Below are 14,837 nucleotides of genomic sequence, written 5' to 3' on the forward strand. Positions count from 1 at the left end.
GACTATATCGCCACCTGGACGGCCAAGAGATCCGGCGCATTGCCGGCCTAGTAGCCGCTCGACTATCATCGATCGAGCCGGGCGAAGCCGCCCGGCTCTTTCACATTTGGAATCACGATGCCCGCACCTGCTATTCTCGTCGACGCCGACGCTTGCCCGGTGAAGGCCGAGGTCGAAAAAGTCGCCGAGCGGCACGGCATCGTCGTCACCTTCGTCTCCAATGGCGGCTTGCGTCCGTCGCGCGATCCGATGATCCGCAATGTCGTCGTCTCCAAGGGCGCGGACGCCGCCGACGACTGGATCGTCGAAAATGCCCGGTCCAACGACATTGTGGTGACCGCCGATATCCCGCTTGCCGCGCGCGCGGTGGCGCTTGGCGCCCACGTACTTGGTCCGACCGGACGCCCGTTTACGCCCGAAACGATCGGCATGGCGGTGGCAATGCGCGATCTCAAGCAGCACCTGCGCGAAACCGGCGAGAGCAAGGGCTACAATTCGAGCTTCGCGCCGCAGGATCGCTCGCGGTTCCTAGGCGAGCTTGACCGCATCCTACGGCGAGCGCTGAAATCCGCGCCAGCGGACTGAAAACCATGGCGACCGGTACCACGACCAAGATGCCCATGCGACGCCACACGCTGTTCGCGGTGTCGGCCTGCATCGGCGTGGCAGCCTTTGGCGCAGCGCTGATCTGGCGTGCGCCGCTTGCCTATTCGATCGGCGCCAATGTGTTCTTTGCCGCCTATCTGGTTCTTGTCATCGCCCACATGCCGCGGCTTACCGGCAGCTATCTGCGCAAGAATGCAGGCGACACTGACCTGCCGGTATTGGCGATCTTCGCGGTCACTCTGGTTGTGGTCGCCATTGCCATCATTTCGTTGTTTCAATTGATCAACAGGGAGAAGAGCGCGGACGCCGTCGAGCTTACGGTGGCGCTGCTGTCCATCCCGCTTGGCTGGTTGACCATCCATGCCATGGCGGCACTTCACTACGCGCATCTCTATTGGTTGGACGGCGATGCGATGGATGGCGACACCAAAAAGAGGATTCCAGTCGGCGGCCTCGACTTCCCGGGCGGCAAGCGGCCGGAGGGCTCGGATTTCCTCTATTTTTCGACAGTGATCGGCATGACGGCGCAAACCGCCGACACCAACGTCACGACCTCGCAAATGCGCCGTGTCGTGCTTGTGCATTCGATCCTGTCGTTCTTCTTCAACACTGTCATTGTGGCAGCCGCGGTCAACCTCGCCGTCAGCCTCGGCAGTCTGTAATAAATCCGTGATCGGGTGAAACATCGCTTAGGCTGGGGACGTATTTGGGAGAGAAGAGATCTGACGAGGCTGTGGCGAACGCGCGGCCGGAGGAAACAACAGATGGAATCGCTTGCCAGAAACCAAGCCGCCGGAGCAGATACCGCCGCGCCGAGCGATGTGACGCTGATCTATCGCCAGTCGCGCTGGACGCGGCTGACGCATTGGCTATGGGCGATCGCGCTGTTCTTCATGCTGCTTTCCGGCCTGCAGATCTTCAACGCCCGCCCGCAGCTCTACATCGGCAAGGAGTCGGGCTTTGGCTACAACAACACCATCTTCGCCATCGGCGCCGAGAATACCGCGGCTGGCCCGCGCGGCTACACCGAAATCTTCGGCAAGCGCTTCGATACCACTGGTGTGCTCGGCTGGTCGGGTCCGGCCGGCCAGGAGACTTCCCGGGCCTTCCCGTCCTGGGCTACGATTCCTTCCTACTACGATCTCGGCACCGCGCGCGTCGTTCATTTCTTCTTTGCCTGGGTGCTGACCACCACGCTGCTGGTCTGGCTGGTCGCCAGCCTCATCAACGGCCATTTGCGCCGCGATCTTGCCCCGCGCCTCGATGACATCAGGCGGCTGCCGCAAGACATTGTCGACCACGCCAGGTTCAGGTTTCACCACAGGCGCGAATACAACACCTTGCAGAAGATGGCTTATGGCGGCGTGCTGTTCGTGCTGCTGCCGCTGATGATCATCACCGGCCTTGCCATGTCGCCGAGCATGGATTCGGTCCTGCCGTTCCTGAACGATTTGCTCGGCGGCCGACAGACGGCGCGCACCATTCATTTCACGGTGATGCTGCTGCTCGTCGCCTTCTTCATTATCCACATCCTGATGATCCTGGCCGCCGGTCCGATCAACGAGCTGCGCTCAATCATCACCGGCTGGTATCGAACCGACCCGCCGGCGCATGCCGACAATGCGCCAGAGAGGAGTCCCTGACATGTCGAAATTCGAGATCAGCCCCAAGCTACAGATAAGCCGAAGAAAGTTCCTGACCTCGGCCAGCCTCGGCCTTTCCGGCATCATGCTGTCGGGCTGCGACGCCTTCGACAGCCAGCTTGGCGTCGGCGACAGCCTGCGCAGCTTCCTCGAAAGCGCCAATGGCCTGACCTGGCGGGCGCAGCGACTGCTTGCCGGCGCTGATGCGCTGGCGCGGGAATTCACCGAGGCCGACATTCGCCAGCCGCAGCGGCCGAACGGCGTCACCGCACCCGACGACGATTTCTACAAGGGCCTGCTCGCCAGCGATTTCGCCGACTGGCGGCTGGAGGTTTCCGGCCTTGTCGAAAAGCCGCTGTCGCTGACCCGCGAGCAGCTGATGAACATGCCGAGCCGCACCCAGATCACCCGCCACGACTGCGTCGAAGGCTGGAGTTGCATTGCCAAATGGACCGGCACGCCGCTGTCGCTGGTGCTCGACCAGGCCGTGGTCAAGCCGCAGGCGCGCTATGTCATGTTCCACTGCCTCGATACGATCGACCGCAGCCTTGCCGGCGATATCAAATATTACGGCTCGATTGACCTGATCGATGCCCGTCATCCGCAGACGATCCTTGCCTATGGCCTCAACGGCAAGCCGTTGCCGGTCGAGAACGGCGCGCCGCTGCGCGTCCGCGTCGAGCGCCAGCTCGGCTACAAGATGCCGAAATACCTCTACAAGATCGAGCTGGTCGACGGCTTCGCCAATATCGGCGGCGGCAGAGGCGGCTATTGGGAGGACAATGGCTACGACTGGTACGGCGGCATCTGACTGAAACCTGATCTCAGTTTCACCTAAAGCGCGCCGCGTTCGATCGGCCTCATGCGACGCGCTGTAGGCTCTTCTTTTCATGCATGTCGTTGTCGCAAAACCGCTGCGCACTTTTGCGCGACATGCATTAACTGTCGTCGTCGCCGTCGTCGCCGTCGCTCCGCAGGGCCGGATTCAGGTCGGGATTATCGTCCGGGGTGACGAGCTTCCCAAGCCCGTGCGGTCCTTGGTAGTTGCCGTGGGTATCGAAGTTGGGATTGCCCTGATTGTCGAATTGCGGCGTCGGATCGATCGATTGGTCGTAACGGCGCGGGCGCGGCTTCGGATAGTAATTATCGGAATGATGGCGATGCGAATTGCTGTTGTCGAGAATGGCGCCTACCACGCCGCCGACGATAATGGCTGCGGCGAGGTCGCCAGCAGAGGGGTTACGGTCGGGGCCGGCGACTGCGAATTCGGCCGAGCAACCATTGTCGACCCAGATGCCGCCGCCGTCATAGCCCCAGCTTCTACCGTATACGCAACGTGCCTTCGATAGACGGGAGGTCAACTGCACGCCACGTCGCGTATCGACCCCGCAATAGGAATAACGGTAATCGGCGCTGGAGCAGACCACGCGTTTTGCCCCCGCAGCCTGCGCTGCCGCCGGCAGCAACGAAAGCTTCGCCGGGTTGCCCAGGATGCAACCCAGGAACATCATCGAACCGGTAACCGCCATCCGTGCCGACATTGCAACTCTCCATCAGGGTCCGCTATCGACAGAATGGCACCTCTGTGTAAGTCTGACAACCGGACGGGCTCAGTGAGGTTATATTAATGCGCGCTAAGATTATCGCCACTATTATACTTGCCCTTTCTGCATGGTTGGCTTTGTCGCTGCTGCCAGCCCGGGCGGACGACAGCCTCAAGCGCATCATCGATCAGAAGACACTGACAGTCGGCGTCGCGCTCAACCCGCCATGGATCCTCAAGAAGGCCGACGGGAAGTTCGCCGGCTATGATGTCGACCTGACCAGTGCGCTGGCGTCCGATCTCGGCGTCGACCTGAAGCTGGTCGAGGTGCCATGGAACGACCTCAAGACGCGATTGCTCAAGGGTGATTTCGACATGATCGCGGCGGGCTACGCCAGCACGCCGGAACGCGCACGCGAGGTGGTGTTCTCCGACCAGACCGGTACCGCCGATATCCGAATGGTGGCGACGATCGCCAGTCTTGGGAAAAGGCCGGGCAAGGCACTGGCGGCGCCGGGCTACAAGATCGCCGTGCTCTCCAACTCGACGGACGAAGCCGCCGCGAGGGAAGCATTCCCGAAAGCGGCCATCGTGTCATTCGACAATGCGGCCGATGTTTTCGCCGCCGTCATCAGCGGGCAAGCACAGGCGATGGTGGCGACATCGCCGACGCCGCAAATGGCCGCCAGGCTTTATGACGCCAAGCTCAAGCTGGTGGGCGGCCCGCTGTTGCGGACGCCGGAAGCGTTTGCCATGCGGCCGGACGATGTCCGCCTCATCCAATACGTCAACAACTGGATCGGCGCGCGCACCGCCGACGGCACCATAGGCGGCGTTCGCCGCTACTGGTTCGGCAGCTTCAAATGGATGTCGCGCTTCGAGACAGCCAAGCCCGAGCCCGCAAAACAATAGGGTCGCGACCTGTTTGAACGAGGCAGCGAAGACTTGCCAGTAAAAATGTCGCTGGCAGGTGACAAGGTGTCGTCCACGGGCTATGGATGACGAGTCGAGGGCTCCTGACCGAGTCCTACCTGTTTGCGGGAGAGAGCAGCGAGAGCTGCCGCCGAAGGGGAAATCGCCCGAAATCTCTCAGGCAAAAGAACCGTAGACGGGAAAGACACTCTGGAAAGTCGGGGCTTGCCCCCGCGCCGAAGGTGTAAGCGCTGCCGACAGAGTTACGGGGCGCGAGTCTCTCAGGCTTCAGACAGAGGGGCACGGACTGGTCGCCATTCGCGGCCGCTTGCGTGCGACTCTGGAGATGACATGACGGGCGACGACACCAAACACCTTCCCCTCGAAGATCTGCATGTGGCAGGCGGTGCGCGCTTTGGCGCCTTCGCCGGCTGGTCGATGCCGCTGACCTATCCGGCCGGTGTGATGAAAGAGCATCTGCACAGCCGCGAGCATGCCGGCCTGTTCGACATCTCGCACATGAAGCTGTTCGAAATCAGCGGTCCGGGGGCAGCAGCGCTTCTGAACCGCGCCTGCCCGTTCGATGCCGGCGCGCTTGAGGTTTCCCTGTCCAAATATACGTTCTTCCTTAACGAGGCCGCCGGCATTCTGGACGATCTGATCGTCACCAGGCTTGGCGCCGAGCGCTTCATGATGGTCGCCAATGCCGGCAATGCCGCCGCCGACGAAAAGCATCTGCGCGCATTGGCCAAAAATTTCGAAGCAGAGGGCGATTTCGGCGTGAAGGTGGACGCACTCGACCGCGTTTTCCTTGCCATCCAGGGCCCCGAAGCGTGGGCTGCCCTTTCCCGCGCCGGCATCGAGACCGGTTCGCTGGTGTTCATGCACGGCATCGAACCGCGCGAAAAATGGTTCATGAGCCGGTCCGGCTATACCGGCGAAGACGGCTTCGAGATCGGCCTGCCGGAAGCGGATGCAAGAAACCTCGTCGCCAGGCTGCTCGAGGACGAGCGGGTGATGTGGGTCGGCCTTGCCGCCCGCGACAGCCTGCGGCTTGAAGCCGGACTGTGCCTGCACGGGCTGGACATCACGCCGGAGATCGATCCGGCCAGCGCCGGGCTGATGTGGGCGACCCCCAAGGAGGTTCGCGCCTCTGGCGCCTTCATCGGCGCCGATGCGCTGCGCGCCATCGTGGAGCGCGGCCCGGCGCAAAAACGCGTCGGCCTGAAGCCGGAAGGCCGCCAGCCGGTGCGCGCCGGTGCTGCCCTTTTCGATGCCGACGGCAACTCTGCCGGCCACGTCACCTCCGGCGGCTTCGGCCCCTCGGCCGGTCATCCGGTCGCCATGGGCTACGTCCAGACACCGCTTGCCAAATCCGGCGCAAAACTGTTCGCCGATGTCCGCGGGACGAAAATCCCGGTCGACATCCACCCCTTGCCCTTCACGCCCCATCGCTACCGCAAAGGATGATTTCAATGGCAAAGACCTATTTCACCGAAGATCACGAATGGCTGCGCGTCGAGGGCGGCATCGCCACCGTCGGCATCACCGATTACGCGCAGGAGCAGCTCGGCGATCTCGTCTTTGTTGAACTGCCGGAGCCAGGGAAAAAGCTGGCCAAGGGCGATACGGCCGTGGTGGTCGAATCGGTCAAGGCGGCTTCGGACGTCTACGCACCGGTCGACGGCGAGATCACCGAGGCCAACACCTCGCTGTCATCGGATCCTTCGCTCGTCAATTCGGCGGCAACCGGCGACGGCTGGTTGTGGAAAATGAAGCTGGCCAATGAGAGCCAGCTCGACGGGCTCCTCGATGAAGCCGCTTACAAAGCCCATATTGGTTGATAGCAGGACCAGGAAGATGACCGCAGCACCCTACCCCTTCTCGGCTCGCCATATCGGCCCGGGCCTCCAAGACGTCAGAGCCATGCTGGCGACGATCGGCGTTCCTTCGGTCGAGACCCTGATCAGTCAGGCAGTGCCGAAGTCGATCCGGCTTGACCGGCCGTTGGCCCTGCCCGCCCCCGCAAGCGAAGCGGAGGCGCTGGCCGAGCTCGCCGCGACGATGGCAAGGAACACGGTGCTGAAGAGCTTCATCGGCACCGGTTATCATGGCGTCCATGTGCCGCCGGTAATCCAGCGCAACCTTTTCGAGAACCCGGCCTGGTATACCGCCTACACGCCTTACCAGGCCGAGATCAGCCAGGGCCGGCTGGAAATGCTGTTCAACTTCCAGACGCTGGTGACAGAATTGACCGGCCTGCCGGTGGCATCGGCCTCGCTGCTCGACGAGGCGACGGCGGTGGCGGAGGCGGTCGGCATTGCGCTGCGCCATCATCGCGACAAGCGCACCAAGGTGGCACTGGCCGGCACGCCGCACCCGCAGACGCTGGACGTCGTGCGCACCCGCGCCGAGCCCCTCGGCATCGAGGTGGACGGCGAGGTGATCGACGACAACACCGCCGCCCTGCTGGTCTCCTGGCCCGATACATTCGGCGTCTACGGCAATCACAAGGCAGCGATCGACAAGGCCCGTGCCGCCGGCGCGCTGGTCGTCTTCATCGCCGACCCGCTTGGCTTGACGCTGACCGATGCGCCGGCCAGGCTTGGCGCCGACATCGCCGTCGGCCCGATGCAGCGTTTTGGCGTGCCGATGGGCTTTGGCGGGCCGCACGCCGCCTATTGCGCCGTCTCCGACAGGCTGACGCGGCTGATGCCCGGCCGGCTCGTTGGCCAGTCGACGGATAGCAAGGGCCGTCCAGGTTATCGCCTGGCTTTGCAGACACGCGAGCAACATATCCGCCGCGACAAGGCGACTTCCAACATCTGCACCGCACAGGCGCTGCTCGCCAACATGGCGACGGCCTACGCGATCTGGCATGGCCCTGCCGGGCTGCAGGCGATTGCCGGCCGCGTCCACACGCTGGCCAACCGCCTGGCTGCCGGCCTCAAGGCAGCGGGCGTTTCGGTGGTCGGCGAAAGCCGGTTCGACACGGTGGCTGTGGAAGTGAAGGGCAGAGCCGGCGCGATTGCCGCCGCCGCAGAAAAGACGGGCCGCCTGCTGCGCGTCATCGACGCCGACCATGTCGGCATCAGCTTCGACGAGACCTCCACCGAAGCCGATCTGGAGGCGATCGCAGCACTTTTCGGCGCCAAGGCCGGCGTTGCCGCCGACAGTTCCATGCCAGGAAAACCGCGCGGCAAGGAGTTCCTCACCCAGCCCGTCTTCCGCGAGAACCACTCGGAAACCGACATGATGCGCTTCCTGCGCCGGCTGGCCGACAAGGACCTGGCGCTTGACCGCGCCATGATCCCGCTCGGCTCCTGCACCATGAAGCTCAACGCCGCCGCCGAAATGATGCCGGTGAGCTGGCCTGATGTCGCCAACCTGCATCCCTTCGCGCCGGCAAACCATTCGATAGGCTATCGCGCCATGATCGACGAGCTGGAAGGCTGGCTGGCGGAGATCACCGGCTTCGACGCGGTGACCCTGCAGCCCAATGCCGGCAGCCAGGGCGAATATGCCGGGCTGCTCGCCATTCGCCGCTATCATCGGTCACGTGGCGAAGGCCATCGCACCGTCTGCCTGATCCCCTCCTCGGCGCATGGCACCAATCCGGCAAGTGCGGCCATGGCCGGTATGAGCGTCGTTGTCGTGCGCTGCACCGAGGACGGCAATATCGACATGGACGACCTGCAGGCCAAGGCGGCCGAGCATGCGCATAATCTCGCGGCGCTGATGTTCACCTATCCCTCGACGCATGGCGTCTTCGAGGAAGGCGCGCGCGACCTCTGCGCCCTCGTCCACAGCCATGGCGGCCAGGTCTATTTCGACGGCGCCAACCTCAACGCGCTGGTCGGCCTCGCCCGTCCCGGCGATATCGGCGCCGATGTCTGCCACATGAACCTGCACAAGACCTTCTGCATCCCGCATGGCGGCGGCGGCCCCGGCGTCGGTCCGATCGGCGTCAAGGCGCATCTGAAGCCGCATCTGCCCGGCCACGTCACCGAAGGCTCGGTCCATGCCGTGGCGGCGGCACCGTTCGGCAGCGCCTCGATCCTGCCGATCACCTGGATGTATATTCGCATGATGGGCGCTTCCGGCCTGAAGCAGGCGACCGAGACGGCGATCATCTCCGCCAACTATGTGGCGACGCGGCTTGGCGAGCATTTCCCCCTGCTTTACAAGGGGCGCAACGGACGCGTCGCGCATGAATGCATCCTCGACACCCGCGTGCTCAAGGACAGCGCCGGCATCAGCGTCGACGATATCGCCAAGCGGCTGATCGACTATGGCTTCCACGCGCCGACCATGTCGTTCCCGGTCGCTGGCACGCTGATGGTGGAGCCGACCGAATCCGAGCCCAAGCGCGAGCTGGATCGTTTCTGCGAGGCCATGATCGCCATAGCCGGCGAGGCGGCCAAGGTGGCGAAGGGCGAATGGCCGTTGGCCGACAATCCTCTGGTCAACGCTCCGCACACGGCCGCCGAGGCATTGGCCGGCCAGTGGACACATCCCTATTCGCGTCTGGAGGCGGCCTACCCCGCCGGCGATGCCGATACGGCGGCAAAATACTGGCCGCCGGTGTCACGCATCGACAATGTCGCCGGCGACCGCAACCTGGTCTGCTCCTGCCCGCCGCTGTCGGAATATCTGGGTGCGGCGGAATAGATCATGATTCCGAAAAGTGGAATCCGGTTTCCGACAAGATCATGGGTCTAACAAGAAGATAGAAACCCCAATCAGGCAGAACGCAAGGCCGGCCCGTCGGCCTTGCTCGCCCGGTCCCGGACGACGACGCGATTTCGCCCGGCGCGCTTTGCCGCATAGAGTGCCGCGTCGGCTTCGGCCAGCACATCGTCGAGACCGGTGCCGTTTGTTCCACCAAAGCCGATGCCGCCGCTGACTGTGCTTCGCAACGGACCAAGTTGTGTGGCCACGACTTCCGTGCCGAAGGCGACGCTGATCTTGCTCGCAATGTCATAGGCCTTCTCCTCCGTCATCCGCGACATTACGAGCACGAACTCCTCGCCGCCCAACCGGAACGCGTCGACGCCGGCCCTGGCGTATTTCCTGATGACGGCGGCAAAGCGGCGCAGAACCTGGTCGCCGACCGGATGACCGAAAACGTCGTTCGTTCTCTTGAAATGGTCGAGGTCGAACATGGCGACGGACATGAACGGACCGAAGACCCGCTCGCCGTAGAGTGCCGTCAACGCCCGCCGGTTCATCAGCCCGGTCAATGGATCGGTCATCGTCTCGGCCTTCAATTCGATCTGCGCCTGCAAATGGTGCAGGGAGAGCGTCAATGCGCCGAGCCCGGTCATGCAGGCGACAGCCACGACGGAATTCACCCGCTCGGCCCAATTGTCGGGCGCAACACCCAGCACCCATTGCCCCTTGACCAGCAGGACCGCGCCGCAAAGTCCGAACGACAGCGCACAGACGCCGCTCAGGAACGAGACGACCAGCAATATCCGTCGATCGTGACCACCCTCAATCCAGAACATCACCCCGATGAGCGAGAGCAGCGCCGTTACCGTCGCGTAGGTGACGATGAAGCCGACACCATCAAACCCGAGATACGTCGCGCCCGCGCAAACAGCCGTCGCAACCAAGGTCGGCAAGATGGCGCGCCTGTAATCGCCTATGCCGAGATATTGCATGGCCGACAGGCAGATAATCAGGAAACCGAGGCTGAGAAGCGCAAGCACGATCTGGCAGAGCCAGGCGCTTGGATCCCTGGTGTAATGCCAGAACAGCACCACATGTGCGACGAGCACGAGAATGCCGCACGCCACCGTCAGCACAAAGCGTGCCTGTGGCGCGGTGAACCAGATCGCAAACATGGTGATGCTAAGGCACGTGCCCGACAGCGCCGCCGCGAGCAGGAGCGAACTGTAATCCAACATGCGTAAGCGACAGCCTCGTGAGCGTTCCGCTGCATTCTAGGTCAGCGACAGTCCGCAAATACCGTTTTTTCAGCCAGTCTTCCGGCGTAACCTTCGGACAAGGTTTACAAAGCGTCGATGCTCCAAGCTTCGACCCCATTTCCGCCGCTTGGCTGTCGAATGGTTTTGCAGTAAGAGGCTCTATCCTCGAACGTAACAGGAACCTCCGTCGCCTGCCCGCGAAAAGCGTGGCAGTATCGGGTGGTGATTCGCAGCATCGGAATCCAGGACCGGCATGGACGACAACAACGATCTTTTCGCCAAATTGGACAAGCAGCCGCAGCCGGCTCGCGCCGCCACGCGCCCGGCCGATCCGCTGGTGCAGGCGGCGAAGCGGCCGGCGCCCCGCGACGCCAGCGAGAGTTACAGTGCCGCCGACATCGAGGTGCTGGAGGGGCTGGAGCCGGTGCGCCGCCGCCCGGGCATGTACATTGGCGGCACCGACGACAAGGCGATGCACCATCTGTTCGCCGAGGTCATCGACAACTCGATGGACGAGGCGGTCGCCGGCCATGCGACCTTCATCGATGTCGAGCTTTCCGCCGACGGATATCTGTCAGTCACCGACAACGGCCGCGGCATTCCGGTCGATCCCCACCCGAAATTCAAGAAGCCGGCGCTTGAACTCATCATGACGACGCTGCATTCAGGCGGCAAGTTCGACAGCAAGGTCTACGAGACGTCCGGCGGCCTGCACGGTGTCGGAGTTTCCGTCGTCAACGCGCTGTCCGACCATCTCGAGGTCGAGGTCGCGATTGGGCGCAAGCTCTATCGCCAGCGCTTCTCACGAGGCGTTCCGGTGACCGGCCTTGAGCAGCTCGGCGACGTGCACAACCGGCGCGGCACGAAGATTCGCTTCCATCCAGACGAGCAGATTTTCGGCAAGGGCGCGGCGTTCGAGCCGGCGCGGCTCTACCGCATGGCGCTGTCAAAGGCTTATCTGTTCGGCGGTGTCGAAATCCGCTGGACCTGCGATCCCTCGCTGATCAGGGAAAAGGACACGACGCCGGCCAAGGCCGAATTCCATTTTCCGGGCGGGCTCAAGGATTATCTGAAAGCCTCGCTCGGCGACGAATTCCAGGTCACCCGTGAAATGTTCGCCGGCAAGAGCGAGAAGCAGGGCGGTCACGGTTCGCTCGAATGGGCCGTGACCTGGTTCGGCGGCGACGGTTTTATCAATTCCTATTGCAATACCATCCCGACCGCGGAGGGCGGCACGCATGAGGCTGGGTTCCGCAACGTGCTGACGCGCGGCTTGCGCGCCTACGCCGATCTGGTCGGCAACAAGCGCGCCTCGATCGTCACTTCCGAGGATGTGATGATCTCGGCGGCGGGCATGCTGTCGGTGTTCATCCGCGAACCGGAATTCGTCGGCCAGACCAAGGACAGGCTGGCGACGATCGAGGCGATCCGCATCGTCGAAAGCGCCATCCGCGACCCGTTCGACCACTGGCTGGCCGACAATCCGCAGGAGGCCTCGAAACTGCTCGAATGGGTGATCGCGCGCGCCGACGAACGGGTGCGCCGCCGCCAGGAAAAGGAAGTGTCGCGCAAGAGTGCGGTGCGCAAGCTGCGCCTGCCCGGCAAGCTCGCCGACTGCACACAGAATGCCGCCGCCGGCGCCGAGCTCTTTATCGTCGAGGGCGATTCGGCCGGCGGTTCGGCAAAGCAGGCGCGCGACCGCGCCAGCCAGGCGGTGCTGCCGCTGCGCGGCAAGATCCTCAACGTCGCCAGTGCCGGCAGCGACAAGCTTGCCGGCAACCAGCAGATATCCGACCTGATCCAGGCCTTGGGCTGCGGCACGCGCTCGAAATACCGCGACGAGGACCTGCGTTACGACCGGGTCATCATCATGACCGATGCCGATGTCGACGGCGCCCATATCGCCTCGCTGCTGATCACCTTTTTCTACCAGGAGATGCCAAACCTGGTCCGCGGCGGCCATCTCTACCTGGCGGTCCCGCCGCTTTATTCGATCCGCCAAGGCGGCAAGGTCGGCTATGCCCGCAACGACGCGCATAAGGACGAACTCCTGCGCACCGAATTCACCGGGCGCGGCAAGGTCGAGATCGGCCGCTTCAAGGGGCTGGGCGAAATGATGGCCGCCCAGCTCAAGGAAACCACCATGGACCCGAGAAAGCGCACGCTGCTCAGGGTCGATGTGATCGACGCCGAGGCGGCGACCAAGGATGCTGTCGACGCACTGATGGGCACCAAGCCCGAGGCCCGTTTCCGCTTCATCCAGGAACGCGCGGAATTCGCCGAGACGGAAGTGCTGGATATCTGAGCGTCTTCTGCCAGGTGAGCCACAGACGGCGGTTGTTGCTACCCGGATATTTTCGCGAAGGACGAGGCCTGGAACGGTTCAGCGTTCACGGAAACGCCGAACCGCTCTTTCCTTTGTTCTAAAGCAATTCCGGACGGAAAACCGCTTCACAGTTTTCCTGGAATTGCTTTAGGCAGCCGCGATCGCCAGCGCGTGCCCGCGCGCGTTCTCGCGCAACGCGTCGAGATGGATCGACTTGATCAGCCCGGCGAGATCGCCCGCGGCGGACTGCCCGCCCAATTCCTTCAGCATCAGCCAGCTGACTTCCTGCACGCCGGCGAGGCGTTTGCCATTGGCGACCTCGCGCCAGACCTTCAGCGCGCGCAGGATGATGGCGTGGGTGGCGGCGGCAAGCCCGGCACTGCGGAACAGTGCCTGCAGCGCCACGTCATGGCCGCCGGCCAGCAGTGCTCTCACCCGTTGTTCGGATTGCTGGCTGAGCGCGACCAGGGCCGAACCAAAGAAGTCGACCTTGCCGTGCGCGATGGTGCGGATGACGAAGCTTGCGGTCAGGTCACCGCGCAGACGCAGATGTTCGACAAGCGCTGTATGTTCCTCGGCACGCGTGCCTTCGATCAATGTCACGGAAGCCTTGACGCAGGCATCGCGCGTGACGCGCTCGGCTCTTGCGGCGCCCATCAGCCCCAGCACCAGCGGCGAGCCCTTGAGCGTCTCGCCCACTTTGACCAGCAGCAAATGCCGACAATCGGCGGGCAGGCGCGCGTCGGCAATCAGCGCCTCGCGCACCAGAGGCAGATGGCCGTGCCGCTCGGCCATGCGCCGAAAGCTGATCGATGCGATGTCGGCGCCGCTGTTGGCGAGCAACGTGGTGCAGGCCTCCGGCTCGCCGATCTCGGCGATCGCCGCCGCAACCGACATCGACACCCGCGGCCGGTCGGCGATCACCTTCTGCGTCGCTTTCTGGCCGCCGGCAACCCGATCGATCAGGTCGGCATCAGTAAGCAGTGGCGACCGCGCCAGCACCAGGGCTGCGACTTCCGGCTGGTCCGAGGCCAGCGCGCTGACGATCTGCGGCGGCGCATGATGGCTCATGGAAAGCGCGTCGGCGATCGCCAGTCGCACCTTCGAGGATGCGTCATCGAGCAGCAATGTCAGCGCCGCCTCAGCAGCGCAGCGGTCCTCGAAAGGCAGGTCCGAATCGACATAGGCGCGAGCAAGTGCGCTTGCCGCTGCAACGCGCTCCGACACCTTCGCCGTGTGGATCCATTTCAGGAAATGCGAAACGACCATGTCGCCTGCTTACGCCCTTTGCCAGAACGCTTCTGGCCCCTGTCGCGACCGTAGGCACAAATGGTTTACGAACGGTTCACCATGTTCGTTAACTGGCTTGCGAGCCCGGTATGCAACGCCTATCAACCCTTAGGCAGCAGAGGAGATCGACCATGGCCGGGCTTTATCTTGAGGAGTTCGCTGTCGGCCAAGTGTTCAAGCACACGCTGCGCAAGACCGTGACCGAAAGCGACAATATGCTGTTTTCGGTGATGACGCTGAACCCGCAGCCGCTGCACATCGATTTCGATTTCGCCGCCAAGAGCGAATGGGGCAAGCCGCTGGTCAATTCGCTGTTCACGCTTGGCCTGATGATCGGCATCTCGGTCAACGACATCACCGTCGGCACCACCATCGCCAATCTCGGCATGAAGGAGACAGTGTTTCCGCACCCCGTCTTCCACGGCGACACCATTCGCGTCGAGACCACGGTGGTTTCGGTGCGCGACTCCAGGTCCAAACCGGACCGCGGTATCGTCGAGTTCGAGCATCGCGCCTATAACCAGAACGACATGCTGGTTGCCAAATGCACGAGGCAAGCCATGATGATGAAAAAGGCGTAGCCG

General features: G+C 63.2%; 13 protein-coding genes and 1 riboswitch. Of the genes, 10 read left to right on the forward strand and 3 right to left on the reverse strand.

Features of this window, described 5'->3' with window-relative positions; all coding sequences use genetic code 11:
• Positions 1-117: 117 nt before the first annotated feature.
• The 4 genes from NKH80_RS12255 to NKH80_RS12270 all read left to right on the forward strand — a co-directional run bounded on the left by NKH80_RS12255 (position 118) and on the right by NKH80_RS12270 (position 3,060).
• Entirely contained in the window at positions 118-585 is a 468-nt protein-coding gene (locus tag NKH80_RS12255) for a YaiI/YqxD family protein (protein WP_254818384.1), read from the forward strand.
• Positions 586-590: 5 nt separating this feature from the next.
• The gene (locus tag NKH80_RS12260) at positions 591-1,268 is read left to right on the forward strand and encodes a DUF1345 domain-containing protein (RefSeq protein ID WP_352737115.1); all 678 of its coding nucleotides are present in this window, start codon (positions 591-593) and stop codon (positions 1,266-1,268) included.
• Between the two features lie 102 nt (positions 1,269-1,370).
• A complete protein-coding gene (locus NKH80_RS12265; protein WP_352737116.1) occupies positions 1,371-2,249 on the forward strand; it encodes a cytochrome b/b6 domain-containing protein in 879 nt (292 codons plus the stop codon).
• A 1-nt stretch (position 2,250) separates the two neighbouring features.
• The gene (locus tag NKH80_RS12270; RefSeq protein ID WP_352737117.1) at positions 2,251-3,060 is read left to right on the forward strand and encodes a molybdopterin-binding protein; all 810 of its coding nucleotides are present in this window, start codon (positions 2,251-2,253) and stop codon (positions 3,058-3,060) included.
• A gap of 127 nt (positions 3,061-3,187) precedes the next feature.
• Here NKH80_RS12270 and NKH80_RS12275 read toward each other — a convergent pair whose 3' ends face one another.
• Positions 3,188-3,790, reverse strand: a complete 603-nt coding sequence (locus NKH80_RS12275; protein ID WP_352689969.1) for a DUF3011 domain-containing protein — start codon at positions 3,788-3,790, stop codon at positions 3,188-3,190.
• An 86-nt stretch (positions 3,791-3,876) separates the two neighbouring features.
• On the opposite strand from NKH80_RS12275, the gene NKH80_RS12280 reads away from it, so the two are divergent.
• From NKH80_RS12280 to gcvP, 4 genes are all read left to right on the forward strand, one after another.
• A complete protein-coding gene (locus NKH80_RS12280; RefSeq protein WP_352737118.1) occupies positions 3,877-4,704 on the forward strand; it encodes a transporter substrate-binding domain-containing protein in 828 nt (275 codons plus the stop codon).
• 116 nt (positions 4,705-4,820) lie between these two features.
• A riboswitch (glycine riboswitch) is annotated at positions 4,821-4,907 on the forward strand.
• A 148-nt stretch (positions 4,908-5,055) separates the two neighbouring features.
• Positions 5,056-6,174 carry a glycine cleavage system aminomethyltransferase GcvT gene (gene gcvT, locus NKH80_RS12285; protein WP_352991752.1) on the forward strand — a complete coding sequence of 373 codons (1,119 nt, stop codon included), beginning with the start codon at positions 5,056-5,058 and terminating at the stop codon, positions 6,172-6,174.
• 5 nt (positions 6,175-6,179) lie between these two features.
• Entirely contained in the window at positions 6,180-6,548 is a 369-nt protein-coding gene (gcvH, locus tag NKH80_RS12290; protein WP_352991754.1) for a glycine cleavage system protein GcvH, read from the forward strand.
• Between the two features lie 16 nt (positions 6,549-6,564).
• Positions 6,565-9,375 (forward strand): aminomethyl-transferring glycine dehydrogenase, encoded by a 2,811-nt coding sequence (gcvP, locus tag NKH80_RS12295; RefSeq protein WP_352991756.1) that lies wholly within the window; start codon positions 6,565-6,567, stop codon positions 9,373-9,375.
• Between the two features lie 71 nt (positions 9,376-9,446).
• On the opposite strand, the gene NKH80_RS12300 is transcribed toward gcvP, so the two are convergent.
• The gene (locus NKH80_RS12300) at positions 9,447-10,616 is read right to left on the reverse strand and encodes a GGDEF domain-containing protein (RefSeq protein WP_352991758.1); all 1,170 of its coding nucleotides are present in this window, start codon (positions 10,614-10,616) and stop codon (positions 9,447-9,449) included.
• A gap of 274 nt (positions 10,617-10,890) precedes the next feature.
• Between NKH80_RS12300 and parE the strand changes: the two genes are divergently transcribed.
• On the forward strand, positions 10,891-12,942 hold the full coding sequence (parE, locus tag NKH80_RS12305; protein ID WP_352991760.1) for a DNA topoisomerase IV subunit B: 2,052 nt from the start codon (positions 10,891-10,893) through the stop codon (positions 12,940-12,942).
• Positions 12,943-13,110: 168 nt separating this feature from the next.
• Here the strand turns inward: parE and NKH80_RS12310 are convergent, their stop codons facing one another.
• Positions 13,111-14,232 (reverse strand): DUF2336 domain-containing protein, encoded by a 1,122-nt coding sequence (locus NKH80_RS12310; protein WP_352479749.1) that lies wholly within the window; start codon positions 14,230-14,232, stop codon positions 13,111-13,113.
• 152 nt (positions 14,233-14,384) lie between these two features.
• Between NKH80_RS12310 and NKH80_RS12315 the strand changes: the two genes are divergently transcribed.
• Positions 14,385-14,834 (forward strand): MaoC family dehydratase, encoded by a 450-nt coding sequence (locus tag NKH80_RS12315; protein ID WP_352991762.1) that lies wholly within the window; start codon positions 14,385-14,387, stop codon positions 14,832-14,834.
• Positions 14,835-14,837 lie beyond the last annotated feature (3 nt).

Source organism: Mesorhizobium sp. M0904, from assembly GCF_040319475.1.
Taxonomy (GTDB): domain Bacteria; phylum Pseudomonadota; class Alphaproteobacteria; order Rhizobiales; family Rhizobiaceae; genus Mesorhizobium.

Coding starts and splice junctions, on each gene's coding strand:
- NKH80_RS12270 (WP_352737117.1), top strand. CDS start 2,251: ATGTCGAAATTCGAGATCAGCCCCAAGCTACAGATAAGCCGAAGAAAG.
- NKH80_RS12280 (WP_352737118.1), top strand. CDS start 3,877: ATGCGCGCTAAGATTATCGCCACTATTATACTTGCCCTTTCTGCATGG.
- NKH80_RS12310 (WP_352479749.1), bottom strand. CDS start 14,232: ATGGTCGTTTCGCATTTCCTGAAATGGATCCACACGGCGAAGGTGTCG.
- NKH80_RS12275 (WP_352689969.1), bottom strand. CDS start 3,790: ATGTCGGCACGGATGGCGGTTACCGGTTCGATGATGTTCCTGGGTTGC.
- parE (WP_352991760.1), top strand. CDS start 10,891: ATGGACGACAACAACGATCTTTTCGCCAAATTGGACAAGCAGCCGCAG.
- gcvH (WP_352991754.1), top strand. CDS start 6,180: ATGGCAAAGACCTATTTCACCGAAGATCACGAATGGCTGCGCGTCGAG.
- NKH80_RS12265 (WP_352737116.1), top strand. CDS start 1,371: ATGGAATCGCTTGCCAGAAACCAAGCCGCCGGAGCAGATACCGCCGCG.
- NKH80_RS12315 (WP_352991762.1), top strand. CDS start 14,385: ATGGCCGGGCTTTATCTTGAGGAGTTCGCTGTCGGCCAAGTGTTCAAG.
- gcvT (WP_352991752.1), top strand. CDS start 5,056: ATGACGGGCGACGACACCAAACACCTTCCCCTCGAAGATCTGCATGTG.
- gcvP (WP_352991756.1), top strand. CDS start 6,565: ATGACCGCAGCACCCTACCCCTTCTCGGCTCGCCATATCGGCCCGGGC.
- NKH80_RS12260 (WP_352737115.1), top strand. CDS start 591: ATGGCGACCGGTACCACGACCAAGATGCCCATGCGACGCCACACGCTG.
- NKH80_RS12255 (WP_254818384.1), top strand. CDS start 118: ATGCCCGCACCTGCTATTCTCGTCGACGCCGACGCTTGCCCGGTGAAG.
- NKH80_RS12300 (WP_352991758.1), bottom strand. CDS start 10,616: ATGTTGGATTACAGTTCGCTCCTGCTCGCGGCGGCGCTGTCGGGCACG.